The organism is Halobaculum sp. EA56 (genome assembly GCF_051195075.1).
Taxonomy (GTDB): domain Archaea; phylum Halobacteriota; class Halobacteria; order Halobacteriales; family Haloferacaceae; genus Halobaculum.
In genome coordinates this window covers 98,804-110,960 of the sequence record NZ_JBNTJX010000007.1, presented here as the reverse complement: position 1 = coordinate 110,960, position 12,157 = coordinate 98,804, and the positions used below count along the sequence as shown (strand labels likewise).

Sequence of the window (12,157 nt, the reverse complement as noted above, 5' to 3'; positions counted from 1 at the left end):
ATCGAACGCTTCATCCGAGCGTTCGATCGGCGAGGTGGTCGAATGGCGCTGATCCGGATGACCAAGTACCGGACGTTGCTGCTGGCGACGGTCGGGTTCAACTTCTCGTTCCTGATCTGGTTCTCGTTCGCGCCGTTCACGGGGCCGATGGCCGAGGAGTTCGGCCTCTCGCTGGCGGAGATCGGGGTCCTCGCCAGCGCGGCCATCTGGCTGGCGCCGTTCGGCCGGATGCTGACGGGGTGGCTCTCCGACAGGTTCGGCGCGCCGGCGGTGTTCGCCATCGTCCTCGGGTACGTCGGCGTGTTTTCGATGGCGTCGGCGTTCGCGCAGTCGTACACGGTGTTCTTCGTCGAGCGCCTGATCGTCGCGACCGCGGGGATCACCTTCGTCATCGGGATCCAGCACGTCTCCGAGTGGTTCGAGGAGGACGAGTTGGGGACCGCGGAGGGGATCTACGCGGGCGTCGGCAACGCCGGCGCCGCGGGCGGGGCGCTGATCCTCCCGCGCGCGTTCCCGTCCGACTGGAGCGGGCCGCTGTTCTCGACGAACTGGCGGGCGGCGTTCTTCTACACGGGCGTCGTCTCGATCCTGCTGGCGGTCGCCTACTACGCCCTCGGCGAGGCGGCCAGGACCGAGGAGAAGCGCGCGGCCACCGCCGAGGGCGCCAGCTTCCGCGGGTGGCTGTTCACCGCGACCCGGTACGGGACCGTCGTGCTCGCGCTGGCGTACGTGATGACGTTCGGCCTCGAACTGTCGATGAACGGGTGGCTCGCCACGTACTACCGGGAGGGGTTCGACACGCAGAACCTCACGCTTGCCGCGACGTTCGCGGCGACGTTCTCTATCGCCGCGGGATTGCTGCGCCCGGTCGGCGGCTACGTGAGCGACCGGCTGGCGCGCGCCGAGCGCGACATCCTCCCGGTGTTCGCCGGGCGTTACCGCGAGCAGTGGACGTTCCTCACCCTGTGTTTCGTCGTCGTGACGATGTTCGGGATGACGCTGGCGGGGCTGTCGGGCGAGGTGCTGATCGCTGTCGGCGCCGGCTTCCTCGTCGGCATGGGTTGTGCGTTCGCCGAGGGGGCGATCTTCGCGCAGGTGCCGGCGATGTTCCCGAACAGCTCCGGGTCGGTCGCGGGCGTCGTCGGCGGGGTCGGCACCGTCGGCGGCATCGTCTACCCGCTGGTGTACGCCGCGCCCTTCCTGGCGAACCTCCACGTCGGCTACGCGATCGTCGGGGCGTCCATGATCCCGATCGTCGTGATCGCGGGATGGGTGTTACGTCCGCACGTCGCCGAGCGGGCGAACGACGACGGGTGGGTCGTCTCGACGGACCCCGCAGCGCCGCCCCCGACGTCGGACGACTGACGCGGCCGTCGCCGCGGCAGGCCGTCGGCCGTGAGCCGCGACCGGCGGCCTCCTGTCGTCCGTCGCCGCTCGGCCCGAGCCCCGGCGGCGCTCGGCAGAAACCGATAGGTGAGTCCGGCCCCTGGGTCCGTCCGTGATCTCGCAATCGGCCGTACCCGTCTCGGTACCGGCGCTGTTCCTCGCCGGGGTCGTCGCCGGCGTGGTCGCGACGCTCGCGATGGATCTCGTGATGGCCCGGATCGACGAGGGGGAGACGCCCCCGCGCGTCGCCAGCGGCGTGCTCACGGACACCCATCCGGACGACTCGCCCCGGCGGCTGGCGACGGTCGTCCACTACGTCGCCGGGACGCTCACCGGCCCGCTGTACGTCTGGCTGCTGCTCGCGGTCGGGAGCGTCCTCGGCGTCGGCTGGGTCGCAGCCGGCGTCGCGGGCGTCCTGCTGTACCCGCTGATGGTCGGCTTCTTCGCGCTGGTGGTGCTCCCGCGCTCGCGGGGGCTGGCCCGGCAGCGGCTCCGCCGCATCCGACGGGCGTGGGCGGTCGAGGCGGTCGCGTACCTCCTCGTGCTCGTCCCGCTCGTCGGCGTCGCGGTCGCGGCGCTGTAGCCGCCGGAGTTTTTGCGACCACCGCCGTCCCCCCGGGCGTGTTCCGACGCGTCCGCGAGACGGCACCGGGCGGGCTCGTCCCCCTCGCGTGGGGGTTCGCGATCGCCGCCCACCTCGGCTTCGTCGGCGACCGCCCGGTGCTGATCGCGCACCTCGTGATGGACGCCCTGCTCGTCCTGTTCGTCGCCCTCTCGTGGCGCGACATGCGCGCGGGCGTCCTCCGGGCGTGGCGACTCGTGATCCTCGCCGGGATCCCGGTCACGCTGGCCGGCACAGTCGGCCTGCTCCGGGCGGCGGCTCCCGAGTCCGCACCCCTCGTCGCCGTCTCCGTCGTCGGGTGGACGCTCCTGCCGGTCCCGGCGCTGTGGTACACGGGCCGCGAATCGAACGGGCCCGCCCGGACGGTCAACTACGTCGCCGCCGCGGTCTCGCTGGTCGGCGCGCTCGTCTACCTCGCGGCGCTCGTCGCCGGCGCGGTTCCGACCTCGCCGCCTCGACTCGTCGGCCTCGCGCTCGTCGGCCTCGGCCAGACCGTCGGCATCGTCGACGCGGTGGTACGGTACTGAGTCGCCTCCGGCGGGGGCGCGCCGGGGCCTACCTCCCCTCCCACTCGGGCTCGCGGTCCTCGAGGAACGCGTCGATGCCCTCGTCCTTGTCCTCGGTGGCGAACAGCGCGGTGAACAGCTCCGACTCGTAGTCGAGTCCCTCCTCTAGTCCCGTCCGCGAGGCCGCTCGCACCGCGGCCTTGGCATACTCCAGTGCGACGGGGCTCTTCTCGGCCATCGACGCCGCGAGGTCGTACACGGCCTCGTCGAACCCCTCGGCGCCGTCGTCGCCGTCGCCGTACACCTCGTCGACGAGGCCGATCTCGTGTGCCTCCCGGGCGTCGATCAGCTCCCCCGAGAGGACGAGCTTCATCGCCTGGCCCTCGCCGACGAGGCGGACCAGCCGCTGGGTGCCGCCGCCGCCCGGGATGAGCCCCAGGTTGATCTCCGGCTGGCCCAGCTTCGCGCGCTCGTGGGCGATCCGCACGTCGCACGCCTGCGCGAGTTCACAGCCGCCGCCGAGCGCGTGGCCGTTGATCCGGGCGATGATCGGCTGTCTGAGGTCGGCAACGCGCTCGTACACCCTGGGTCGTTCGCTCGCGCGCCGCTGCGCCAGCATGTCGCGCTCGCGCAGTTCCGACACGTCCGCGCCGGCGACGAACGCCCGCGCCTCGTCGGCGCCGGTCAACACGACGACCCGGACGCCGCTTCCCTCGGCCTCGACGGCGTCGAGGACGTCCTTCAGTTCCCCTCGGAGCTGCCCGTTCAGGGCGTTGCGCGCGTCCGGCCGGTTCAGCGCGATCGTCGCCACGCCCTCGACCCGGTCGCCGACCGCGCAGTCGACGAACTCGCAGCCGGCGGCGACGGCCTCGGGGTCGGCGTCGCGGCCGTCGTCGCCGCCGCGGTCGCTCATCGCTCCCCCTTCGTGCCCTCGGACGCGGCGTCGTCGCCGGCCGCCCCGTCTCCCTCCGCCGGCTCGTCCGCGGGCCGGACGGCCTCGCCGTCCTCCCAGACGTAGAACCCCTCGCCGGCCTTCTTCCCCAATTTGCCGGCGCGGACCTTCCGCTTGAGCGCCTGCGGCGGCCGGAAGCGCTCGCCCAGTTCCTCGCGGAGGTGTTCGAGCACGTCCAACCGCACGTCCAGCCCGACCACGTCGGTCAGCTTCAGCGGGCCCATCGGGTGGTTGTACCCCAGTTCCATCGCGGCGTCGATGTCGGCGACGCCGGCGACGCCGGACTCGTACATCCGGATCGCCTCCGCGCCGAGCGCGACGCCGAGGCGCGAGGAGGCGAACCCCGGCGAGTCGCGCACCTCCACCGTCGTCTTGTCCAGCGAGTCGACGAACGCGCGGGCCGTCTCCAGCGCCTCCTCGGCGGTCCGCTCGGCGACGACCACCTCGACCAGGCCCATCAGGTGGACGGGGTTGAAGAAGTGGAGCCCCAGCAGGCGCTCCGGGCGGTCGAGCGCGCTCGCCAGCTCCGTCACCGACAGCGCGGAGGTGTTCGACGCGAGCACCGCGTCGCCGGCGACGTGCGCTTCGACCTCGCTCAGCACGTCTTTCTTGAGGTCGGCGTCCTCCGGCACGGCCTCGACCACGAGGTCGGCGCCGGCGGCCGCCTCCGACAGCGACGTGGTGCCCGTGATCCGGTCGAGGGCGGCCTCGCGCTCCGCCTCGGTCACCTTCCCGCGCTCGACGCCCTCCGCGAGCGTCGACTCGATGCTCGCGACGCCCTCCTCGACGTACGACTCCTCGACGTCCCGGAGCGCGACGTCGTGGCCGGCGGTCGCGGCCGCGTGCGCGATGCCCGCGCCCATCGTCCCCGCGCCCAGTACCGTGACTCGCATAGGGGGGAGGCGCCGCGGGCGGGCATAAGGGTGGGTGGTGCCGCCGGAACGGGCGCGGGCGACACCGCCACGGCCGCGGCGCCGCTCAGGCGGCGGGTTCCCCCGGCCGGCCCGCTTCCACACGTTCGGTCGAGTCGCGTTCGCTCCGGAGGCGGTAGCCGACGGCCGCGTTGACCAGCGACAGCCCGAGCACGATCACGAGGGTCGCGACCATGGACTGCACCCCGGCGGCCCCGGTGAGGATGTTCACGACGGGGAAGAGTCCGAGCACCACGAGCAGGACGCCCACGCCGCGCGAGTGCGCGCCGCTCCGGAGGCTGGCCGCGCCGAACGTGAGGAACCCGAGGACGCTCCCGATGACGACTCCGGGGAGGAGGACCGGGACCAGCGCCGAGAGGTCGCCGCTCAGGATCCCCGTGAAGTAGACGAGCGACGCGACCCCCATGACCACGAACACCACCAGCCCGACGGCGACGAAGACCAGCCCCGTCCGTGCCAACCGCCGACTCCGGTCGGCGAGTTCGGGATACAACCCGAGCAGTCCCACGAACCCGGCGACCCAGCCGGCGGCGACGAACGCCTGCCCCAGCAGCATCAAGCGGTCGCCGGCCGCGACGATCACGCCCCCGACGAGCGCCGCGTCGACGAGGAACATCGCCGCGGCGATCAGGAACGCGGTCGCGCTCCGCTCCTCCAGCGATCCCCACTGTTGCGTGCTAACAATCGGCATGATCGAGGGTTTGAACGGACGACCATAGCGGTATATACACGCTCTTGTCAATTTACCGACGTCAATTCCCGGGTCGCTCCGGATCCCGGCGTCGCTTCAGTCGCCCGCGCTCGGCCGGTACTCGCGGCTCACCGCCTTCCAGCGGTTCGAGCGGAACCGCCGGAGGTTCACCGCCATCGGGACGACCGTCTCGGCGACCAGCGCGAGCAGGAGGCCCGCGACCCCCAGCGCGGGGAGAACGGTGCCGAGCCACGCCAGCGGGAGCGCCGCGAGGTACGCGCCCGCGAGCGTCGCGAGGAACGGGACCCGGGTGTCGCCGGCGCCCCGGAGCGCCCCCGACACGGACCCGTCGACGCCGAGCGCGACGACCGACACCGCGGCGACGCGGACGAAGTCCGCCGACAGCGACAGGTTCGCGGGGTCGTCCACGAACACGCCCGCGATGGGCGCGGCGAACGCGAACACCGCCGCGGCGGCGACGACGTACACGAGGGCCGACAGCCGGGTGATGCCCGCGCCGTACGCCTCCGCCTCCGCCTCGGCGCCGCGGCCGAGTTCCTGGCCGACCAGGGTCGAAGCGGCGATGGAGAAGCCCCACGAGAAGCTCCCGACCAGCTCGCGCACCTGCCGGCCGACGCCGACGGCGGCGACCGCGACCGGGCCGAACGTCGCCGCGATGGCCAACAGGGGGAACACCACGAGCCCCTGAGCGGCCCGACGGGCGACCAGCGGGGACGACACCCGGCCGATCTGTCGGAGGAGGTCGACGTCGACGAACGGCCGAGAGAGCGTCAGCGGGACGGGGCTGGCGCCGCGCCCGCGGAGGTAGGTCCGGCCGGTCATCCCCCACGAGAAGACGACCGTCACCAGCGCCGTCGCCAGCGCGGTACCGAGCGCCGCGCCGGCGACGCCCATGTCGAACCCGAGGACGAACGTCGCCGACAGCGCGATGTTGGCGAGCGCGCCGCCGGCGCGCACGACCATCGGGGTGAGCGTGTCGCCGACGCCCGCGTACGTCCGGCTGGCGATCAGGTTCAGGAACTCGAACAGGAGCCCGGGCGCGACGACCGCGAGGTAGACGGCGCCGTGCCGGACGCTGTCCGGGTCGTCGCCGAGGAGCCCGATCAGCGGGTCGGCCGCGAGGGCGTACAGCGCGACCGTCGGGACCGCGAGCGCCCCCGCGAGCACGACGCTCAGGCGGACCACCGCGGCCGCGCGGTCGTCGTCGCCGCCGCCGTAGTTCTGCGAGACGAGCGCGACGGTCCCGCCGGCGAGGCCGATGGCGACGAACTTCGCGAGCATCCAGAAGGCGTTCGCGAGCGTCAGCCCCGCCACCGCCGTCGGTCCGATGACGAGCCCCACGAGCGCCAGGTCGACCGTCCGCTTGGACATGATGGCGAAGCCGGTGACGATGCGCGGCCACGCGAGATCCGTCGTCGCCCGGAGGCGCTCCTCGTCGATGACGCCCGCGCCGGCGAGCGCGCGGGCCAGCGCCGAGCCGACGCGACGGAGCCGTGACACGCCCGGTCGGAGGGACGCCCGCGGCTAATCGGTTCCGTTCGGGGGCGCCCCTCGCCGGAAAGAGTCGGCTACGCCAGCAACAGTCCCGCCACCGCGCCCGTCGTGAGCACGGTCAGGGCGTCCGCGGTCGGGCCGCTCCACCCCTCGTCGGCGACGACGAACCGCCCGCGCTCGCGGACCGTCTCGGGGTCGGCCGCCACCGCGAGGTCGCCGTTCGAGAGCGCCGCCCAGTACGCCAGCGGCGCGATGGCGAGGAAGCGCAGCCCCGACTCGGCGGGGAGCACGGCGTCGAGCGCGGCGGCCGCGCCGACGTACGCCAGCGGGGCGAGCGCGACGGCCCGGACGACCGCCGTCGGCGTCGCCTCGGGCACGCGCGCGTCGAACCGGCCGAGCGGCCGCCCCGACCCGCCCCACGCGGGGAGGAGTTCCACCTCGGCGTCGAGCCCGAACAGCCGGGCGACGGCCGCGTGCGCGGCCTCGTGCGGGAGCACCGCGACCGCGAGGAGGACGCGTCCGATGCGGGACACACCGGACCGAGGCGGCCGACGGCCAAAGGCGTTGCCCGCCCTGACGGCCCCCGGCCGGACTCGACGCCCGCGCGGCCGGCCGCAAGGGTTCTCCGTGGCCGTCCCCACTCGCGACCGTGAACGCCGACGACCTCCGCGACGCCTGGGCGGACCGCACCGGGGAGTTCTCCCCGCGGTACTACGCGCACTACGGCCCCAACGAGGTGAGCGAGGTCGTCGCCGACCGCCTCGGCGGCGCCGTCGGAGGCGACGCGCGCGTGCTCGAACTCGGCTGCGGCTCCGGCCGCCACCTCGCGCACCTCCACGACGAGGGCTTCGCCGACCTCGCGGGCGTCGACATCAACCCGGAGGCGTTCGACGTGCTCCGCGAGGAGTACCCCGACCTCGCCGCCGCCGGGACCTTCCACGCCGGCGCCATCGCCGACGTGCTCCCCGGGTTCGCGGACGGCGCCTTCGACGCGGTCTACTCGGTCGAGACGCTCCAGCACGTCCACCCCGCGGAGATGTCCGAGACCTTCGACGAGGTCGCCCGCGTCGCCGGCGACCTGCTCGTGACGGTCGAGCTGGAGGGCGACGCGGAGGGCGGCATCGTCGAGGTCGACGACGGCCTCCCGCTGTACCGCCACGACTGGGGGACCGTGTTCGAGTCGCGCGGGTTCGACCAGGTCGCCGTCGAGACGCTGGGGTACGATACGGTCCGCGTGTTCCGGCGCGCCGACTGACCGCGGACCGGCCGCTCCGACCGACTGGGCGGACCGCTCGCGCGGTCGTCCGGGGCGTCGACCCCGAGGACGACCGGCGTCGCCGCCGCGGTCCCGCCGGCCGCCCCGCGCGGGGTTGAAGTGCGCCGACGGCGTTCGGCCGGCCATGCAGATCGGTTCCCGCCGCTGTCTCGTCAACCCCCACAGCGGCACCGGCGACCACGCCGAGTACGTACGCCGGGCGATGGAGGCGCGCGGCTTCGCGGTCACCGAGACCCAGAGCGCCGCCCACACCGTCGACCTGGCCGCCGAGGCCGGACGGGAGGGCGCCTCCACGCTCGCCGTCTGCGGCGGCGACGGCACGGTGAACGACGCGCTCCGGGGGCTGGTCCGCGCGGACGCGCTCGGCGACGTGACGCTCGCGGTGCTGCCGGCGGGGACGGCGAACCTCCTCGCGGGGAACCTGGGGATCGACTCGCTGGAGCACGGCATCGAACTCTCCGACACCGGGGAGGCGCGCGCGCTCGACGTCGGCGTGGCCGAGGGCGCCGACGGCGAGTCGACGGAGCCGTTCCTCGTCTCGTGTATCGCCGGCCTCCCCGCCGACGCCAGCACGAGCACCTCCGACGACCTGAAGGGGCGGTTCGGCACGCTCGCGTTCCTGCTCTCGGGCGCGCGCGAGACCGTCGCGTTCGACGGCCTGGACGTGCGCCTGGAGTCGCCGGAGGCGTCCTGGGCCGGCGAGGCGCTGTGCGTGCTCGTCGGCAACGCGCGGAAGTTCGTCGAGGAGGGCGGGCAGGCGGACATGGAGGACGGCCGGTTCGACGTCGTGGTCGCCGAGACCATGCCCGCGCCGGGGCTGGCGGTCGAGGCGGCGCGCCACCGCCTGCTCGGGGAGGGGAGCGACGGCGTCACGCACTTCCGCGCGGGCGAACTCCACGTCGCCAGCGACGACGGCCCGATCACGTTCAGTCGCGACGGCGAGGTGTCGACCCACGAGCGCCTGGACTTCCGCGTGCGCTCGGGCGCGCTCGACGTTCGGGTGGGCGAGGGGTACGAGCCGCACCCGGAGTAGCGGGCCTGGGGGAGGAGACTCCCGCGAGGAACGGTCGGAGCCCGATCCGCGTGGGGGGCGGTCGCCGCCCGTCGCCGGTTCGCACGCCTCCGTCGGACTTTTCACCGCCTCCGCGCTCGGCCGAAGTGGATGCCCTCCGGCGACGGATCGAGCGACAGCGACGCGGGCGACTGGGACCCCGCCGCCGACGCCGCCGACGCGGGCGACGTCGGGGCGACCCACGCGGAGCCGGCGGACCCCGCCGAGGCGCGCCTCGCGGACGCGCTCGAACGGGTCGCCCACGGCGCCGTCGTCTCGGTCCCGAGCATCCTCCTCCAGCAGGCGCTGACGGTGGCGTTCGCCGCGACGCTGACGAACGCGTTCGCCGCCGGACCGTACGGGCTGTTCGTGCTCGCCCGGCGCATCGCCCGGTTCCTCCGGGGCGTCGCCGGGGGCTTCGGCTCGGGGCTGAGCCGCTTCCTCCCGAACGCCGCCGACGACGCCGAGCGCGACGCCGTCGCGACGGTGGCGGTCGTCCTCCTCGTCGGGGTCACGGCGGTCCTCGGCGCGGCGCTGGCGCTCGCTGCGCCCGCCATCGCCGGGTTCACCGGCCGCGGGTCGCGGTTCGTGCTGTACCTCCGGGTGTTCGGCGCCGGCCTGCCGCTCACCACGTCGCTGTTCGCCGTCGCCGGGATCATGCGCGCCGCCGAGGAGGTGGCCGCGCTGAACGTCCTCCAGCGGGTCGCGTTCCCGCTGGTCCAGCTCGCCGTCGGCGCCGCCGGCGCGCTCGTGTTCGCCGACCTGTTCCCCGTCGCCGTCGGCGTCACCGTCGGCGTGGGGGTCGTCGCCGGCGCCGGCGCGGTCTGGCTCGCCCGCGCCCGCGGCTTCCGCCCCCGGTTCCGCGGCGCCGGGACGGCCGCGGTCGCCCGCCGCTACGTCCGCTTCTCGCTGCCGCTGTTCCTCGGCGCCATCGCCACGACGACCCAGCGGCTCGGCTTCTACCCGCTCATCGCGGTGTTCCTCTCGGACGCCGCCGGCGGCGTCTTCGCCGTCGGCGTCCTCGTCGGCGGGCTGGTGCGGCTCCCGCTCATCGGCGTGAACCAGTTCATCCCCCCCGTCGCCGCCGCGCTCCACGAGGCGGGCCACCGCGAGTCGCTCTCGCGGCTCTACCACGTCACGAGCCGGCTGGTGCTCGTGGGGGTCGCCGCCCTGTCGGTCCCGGCGGTCGTCTACCGCGAGGCGCTGATGGCGCTGTTCGGCCCGACGTTCGTGCGCTACGCGCCGCTCTTGCCGGGGTTCGTCCTCGCGCAGTTTCTCGCGTGTGCCGCCGGGAGCGTCGGCATCCTCCTGACGATGACCGACCACCAGCGCGCCCTGCTCGTCGTCAACACCGCGATCACGCTGTTCCTCGCGGTCACGGCGGTCCCGCTCGTCGTCGAGTTCGGGCTCCCGGGGCTCGTCGCCAGCTACCTGCTCATGCTCGGGGTGAACAACGGCCTCGAGGTGGCGGTGCTGTACCGCGTCGAGGGGCTCCAGCCGTTCACCCGGGCGCACCTGCGACCGCTCGCGGCGGCGGTCCCGTTCGCCGCCATCGCGCTGGCGGCGCGTGCGGCGCTCCCGCGGTTCCCCGGCGCCGTCGTCGGCACGGCCGTCGGCCTCGCGGGGTACGTCGTCGTCCTCCGGGCGCTGGGGTTCTCCCCTGCGGAGCGGCGCCTCCTCGGGACGCTCGTCGAGCGCTACCGGCTGGCGCTGGCGGCCGTGCGTGAGCGGGTCGCCGACGCGGTGTGAGTCGGGGACTCCTCGCCCGCGGCGCCGCGCTCGCCGGCGCACCTCCCGCCGGTACTTACACGGCGCCCCCACCCGCACGGGGAGTATGGCCTCCGACGACGCCGACATCGACGCCGACGTGGACGCCGACCCCGCGATGCCCGCCGGCCCCGAGCACGCCGACCCGCCGTTCGACGCCCCCGACCTCTCGGGGTCGACGGCGTTCGTCACCGGCACCACCCGCGGCATCGGCAAGCGGATCGCGCTCACGCTCGCCGAGCACGGCTGCAACGTCGTCTCGACGGGCAAGACCGTCGAGCCCGGCGGCGACCTCCCGGGCACGATCCACCGGACGGCCGAGCAGTGTCGCGAGCGCGGCGTCGACGCCCACGCGATCCAGTTGGACGTGCGCGACGAGGACGCCGTCGAGGCGGCCGCCGAGGAGGCCATCGACGAGTTCGGCGAGGTCGACGTCGTGATCAACAACGCCAGCGCGATCCAGCTGGCGAACGTGGCGGACCTGCCGGCGAAGCGGTTCGACCTCCTGACGGACGTGAACGTGCGCGGCACCTACCTCGTCTCGCGGGCGTTCCTCCCGCACCTGCGCGAGCAGGGGGGCGGGTGGATCCTCGCGAACGCGCCGCCGGTGACGGTCGACCGCGCGCCCGGAAAGGCCGCCTACGCGTGGTCGAAGCTCGGGATGTCGTTCGTCACGCTCTCGCTGGCGGAGGAACTCGCCGCCGACGGGATCGGCTGCAACACGTTCTGGCCGGTCACGGCGGTGGACACCCGAGCGACGCGCTACTTCGGGCTCGGCACCGAGGACGACTGGCGCACCCCGCACGTGCTCGCCGACGCGGTCCTCGCGATCCTGGCGCGGGACCCGGCGGAGTACACGGGCCACTCCGCGTACGACGAGGACCTCCTGCGCGCGGCCGGGGCGAGCGACGCCGACCTCTCGGCGTACAACGTCACCAAGGGCGACCCGGCGCCCACCTCGGCACGGATGTTCGCGCCCGAGTACGAGCGGGAGTGACCGCGTCGCTCACCGATCCCGCTCGCGGCCGGGCGGGGCGAGCTACTCCGACAGGCCGTCGAACCCGCTGTCGAAGCGGCCGCCGAGGGAGCCCCACCCGGAGACCCCCGGACAGTCGTGGCGCTCCGGGAGCCGGTGTTCGCTGCACAGCACCCCGTCGCAGTAGGAACATCGCCGGGGGGCCTCCAGCGCCGCTCCGCACCGATCGCAGGTCGTCATTCGCTACCACCTAGCACGGTCTACGCGCTCGGGTCGCATAAGCTCACGCACGGCCGACGGGTCCTTGGGTCTCGCCGACGAAGTTAGCGGCGTGCGCATCTCGACGATCGTGGTGCTTGTCGGGCTCGGCCTGTTCGTGCTCCCGCTCCCCGGGACGTTCATCCTGGGCGGACTGACGCTGCTCGTGGGCGCCGCGCTCCGGTATCTGGGCGAGTGACCCACGGCGGAGGACCGGTGTCGCAG

At 74.1% G+C, this 12,157-nt stretch carries 14 protein-coding genes; 8 read left to right on the top strand and 6 right to left on the bottom strand.

Annotated features, from left to right (window positions below):
• Positions 1 to 57 precede the first annotated feature (57 nt).
• The 3 genes from ACQUQ1_RS13365 to ACQUQ1_RS13355 all read left to right on the top strand — a co-directional run bounded on the left by ACQUQ1_RS13365 (position 58) and on the right by ACQUQ1_RS13355 (position 2,535).
• The gene (locus tag ACQUQ1_RS13365; protein WP_435064877.1) at positions 58 to 1,365 is read left to right on the top strand and encodes an MFS transporter; all 1,308 of its coding nucleotides are present in this window, start codon (positions 58 to 60) and stop codon (positions 1,363 to 1,365) included.
• A gap of 133 nt (positions 1,366 to 1,498) precedes the next feature.
• Positions 1,499 to 1,969, top strand: coding sequence for a hypothetical protein (locus tag ACQUQ1_RS13360; protein WP_435064800.1), 471 nt, complete (start codon positions 1,499 to 1,501; stop codon positions 1,967 to 1,969).
• A gap of 38 nt (positions 1,970 to 2,007) precedes the next feature.
• Positions 2,008 to 2,535 (top strand): hypothetical protein, encoded by a 528-nt coding sequence (locus ACQUQ1_RS13355; RefSeq protein WP_435064799.1) that lies wholly within the window; start codon positions 2,008 to 2,010, stop codon positions 2,533 to 2,535.
• A gap of 28 nt (positions 2,536 to 2,563) precedes the next feature.
• Here the strand turns inward: ACQUQ1_RS13355 and ACQUQ1_RS13350 are convergent, their stop codons facing one another.
• From ACQUQ1_RS13350 to ACQUQ1_RS13330, 5 genes are all read right to left on the bottom strand, one after another.
• Positions 2,564 to 3,427 (bottom strand): enoyl-CoA hydratase/isomerase family protein, encoded by an 864-nt coding sequence (locus tag ACQUQ1_RS13350; protein WP_435064798.1) that lies wholly within the window; start codon positions 3,425 to 3,427, stop codon positions 2,564 to 2,566.
• Positions 3,424 to 4,359: a 3-hydroxyacyl-CoA dehydrogenase family protein gene (locus ACQUQ1_RS13345; RefSeq protein WP_435064797.1), complete on the bottom strand. Its 936-nt coding sequence runs from the start codon at positions 4,357 to 4,359 to the stop codon at positions 3,424 to 3,426. The genes ACQUQ1_RS13350 and ACQUQ1_RS13345 overlap by 4 nt, the downstream gene beginning before the upstream one ends.
• Before the next feature lie 85 nt (positions 4,360 to 4,444).
• Positions 4,445 to 5,089, bottom strand: a complete 645-nt coding sequence (locus ACQUQ1_RS13340; RefSeq protein WP_435064796.1) for a hypothetical protein — start codon at positions 5,087 to 5,089, stop codon at positions 4,445 to 4,447.
• Between the two features lie 96 nt (positions 5,090 to 5,185).
• Positions 5,186 to 6,610, bottom strand: coding sequence for an MATE family efflux transporter (locus ACQUQ1_RS13335; protein WP_435064795.1), 1,425 nt, complete (start codon positions 6,608 to 6,610; stop codon positions 5,186 to 5,188).
• A gap of 68 nt (positions 6,611 to 6,678) precedes the next feature.
• On the bottom strand, positions 6,679 to 7,137 hold the full coding sequence (locus ACQUQ1_RS13330) for a metalloprotease family protein (RefSeq protein ID WP_435064794.1): 459 nt from the start codon (positions 7,135 to 7,137) through the stop codon (positions 6,679 to 6,681).
• A 116-nt stretch (positions 7,138 to 7,253) separates the two neighbouring features.
• Here ACQUQ1_RS13330 and ACQUQ1_RS13325 point away from each other — a divergent pair, with 116 nt between their 5' ends.
• The 4 genes from ACQUQ1_RS13325 (at position 7,254) to ACQUQ1_RS13310 (ending at position 11,695) form a co-directional block, all read left to right on the top strand.
• Positions 7,254 to 7,859 (top strand): class I SAM-dependent methyltransferase, encoded by a 606-nt coding sequence (locus tag ACQUQ1_RS13325; protein WP_435064793.1) that lies wholly within the window; start codon positions 7,254 to 7,256, stop codon positions 7,857 to 7,859.
• A 145-nt stretch (positions 7,860 to 8,004) separates the two neighbouring features.
• Complete coding sequence (locus ACQUQ1_RS13320) at positions 8,005 to 8,913, top strand: diacylglycerol/lipid kinase family protein (RefSeq protein WP_435064792.1); 909 nt, start codon at positions 8,005 to 8,007, stop codon at positions 8,911 to 8,913.
• A 129-nt stretch (positions 8,914 to 9,042) separates the two neighbouring features.
• A complete protein-coding gene (locus ACQUQ1_RS13315; protein ID WP_435064791.1) occupies positions 9,043 to 10,680 on the top strand; it encodes a lipopolysaccharide biosynthesis protein in 1,638 nt (545 codons plus the stop codon).
• 136 nt (positions 10,681 to 10,816) lie between these two features.
• The gene (locus ACQUQ1_RS13310; protein WP_435064876.1) at positions 10,817 to 11,695 is read left to right on the top strand and encodes an SDR family oxidoreductase; all 879 of its coding nucleotides are present in this window, start codon (positions 10,817 to 10,819) and stop codon (positions 11,693 to 11,695) included.
• A gap of 42 nt (positions 11,696 to 11,737) precedes the next feature.
• Here the strand turns inward: ACQUQ1_RS13310 and ACQUQ1_RS13305 are convergent, their stop codons facing one another.
• Positions 11,738 to 11,914 carry an AN1-type zinc finger domain-containing protein gene (locus ACQUQ1_RS13305; protein WP_435064790.1) on the bottom strand — a complete coding sequence of 59 codons (177 nt, stop codon included), beginning with the start codon at positions 11,912 to 11,914 and terminating at the stop codon, positions 11,738 to 11,740.
• 91 nt (positions 11,915 to 12,005) lie between these two features.
• Between ACQUQ1_RS13305 and ACQUQ1_RS13300 the strand changes: the two genes are divergently transcribed.
• Positions 12,006 to 12,131 (top strand): hypothetical protein, encoded by a 126-nt coding sequence (locus ACQUQ1_RS13300; protein WP_435064789.1) that lies wholly within the window; start codon positions 12,006 to 12,008, stop codon positions 12,129 to 12,131.
• Positions 12,132 to 12,157: the final 26 nt, after the last annotated feature.

Coding starts and splice junctions, on each gene's coding strand:
- ACQUQ1_RS13350 (WP_435064798.1), bottom strand. CDS start 3,427: ATGAGCGACCGCGGCGGCGACGACGGCCGCGACGCCGACCCCGAGGCC.
- ACQUQ1_RS13340 (WP_435064796.1), bottom strand. CDS start 5,089: ATGCCGATTGTTAGCACGCAACAGTGGGGATCGCTGGAGGAGCGGAGC.
- ACQUQ1_RS13345 (WP_435064797.1), bottom strand. CDS start 4,359: ATGCGAGTCACGGTACTGGGCGCGGGGACGATGGGCGCGGGCATCGCG.
- ACQUQ1_RS13365 (WP_435064877.1), top strand. CDS start 58: ATGACCAAGTACCGGACGTTGCTGCTGGCGACGGTCGGGTTCAACTTC.
- ACQUQ1_RS13310 (WP_435064876.1), top strand. CDS start 10,817: ATGCCCGCCGGCCCCGAGCACGCCGACCCGCCGTTCGACGCCCCCGAC.
- ACQUQ1_RS13320 (WP_435064792.1), top strand. CDS start 8,005: ATGCAGATCGGTTCCCGCCGCTGTCTCGTCAACCCCCACAGCGGCACC.
- ACQUQ1_RS13315 (WP_435064791.1), top strand. CDS start 9,043: ATGCCCTCCGGCGACGGATCGAGCGACAGCGACGCGGGCGACTGGGAC.
- ACQUQ1_RS13305 (WP_435064790.1), bottom strand. CDS start 11,914: ATGACGACCTGCGATCGGTGCGGAGCGGCGCTGGAGGCCCCCCGGCGA.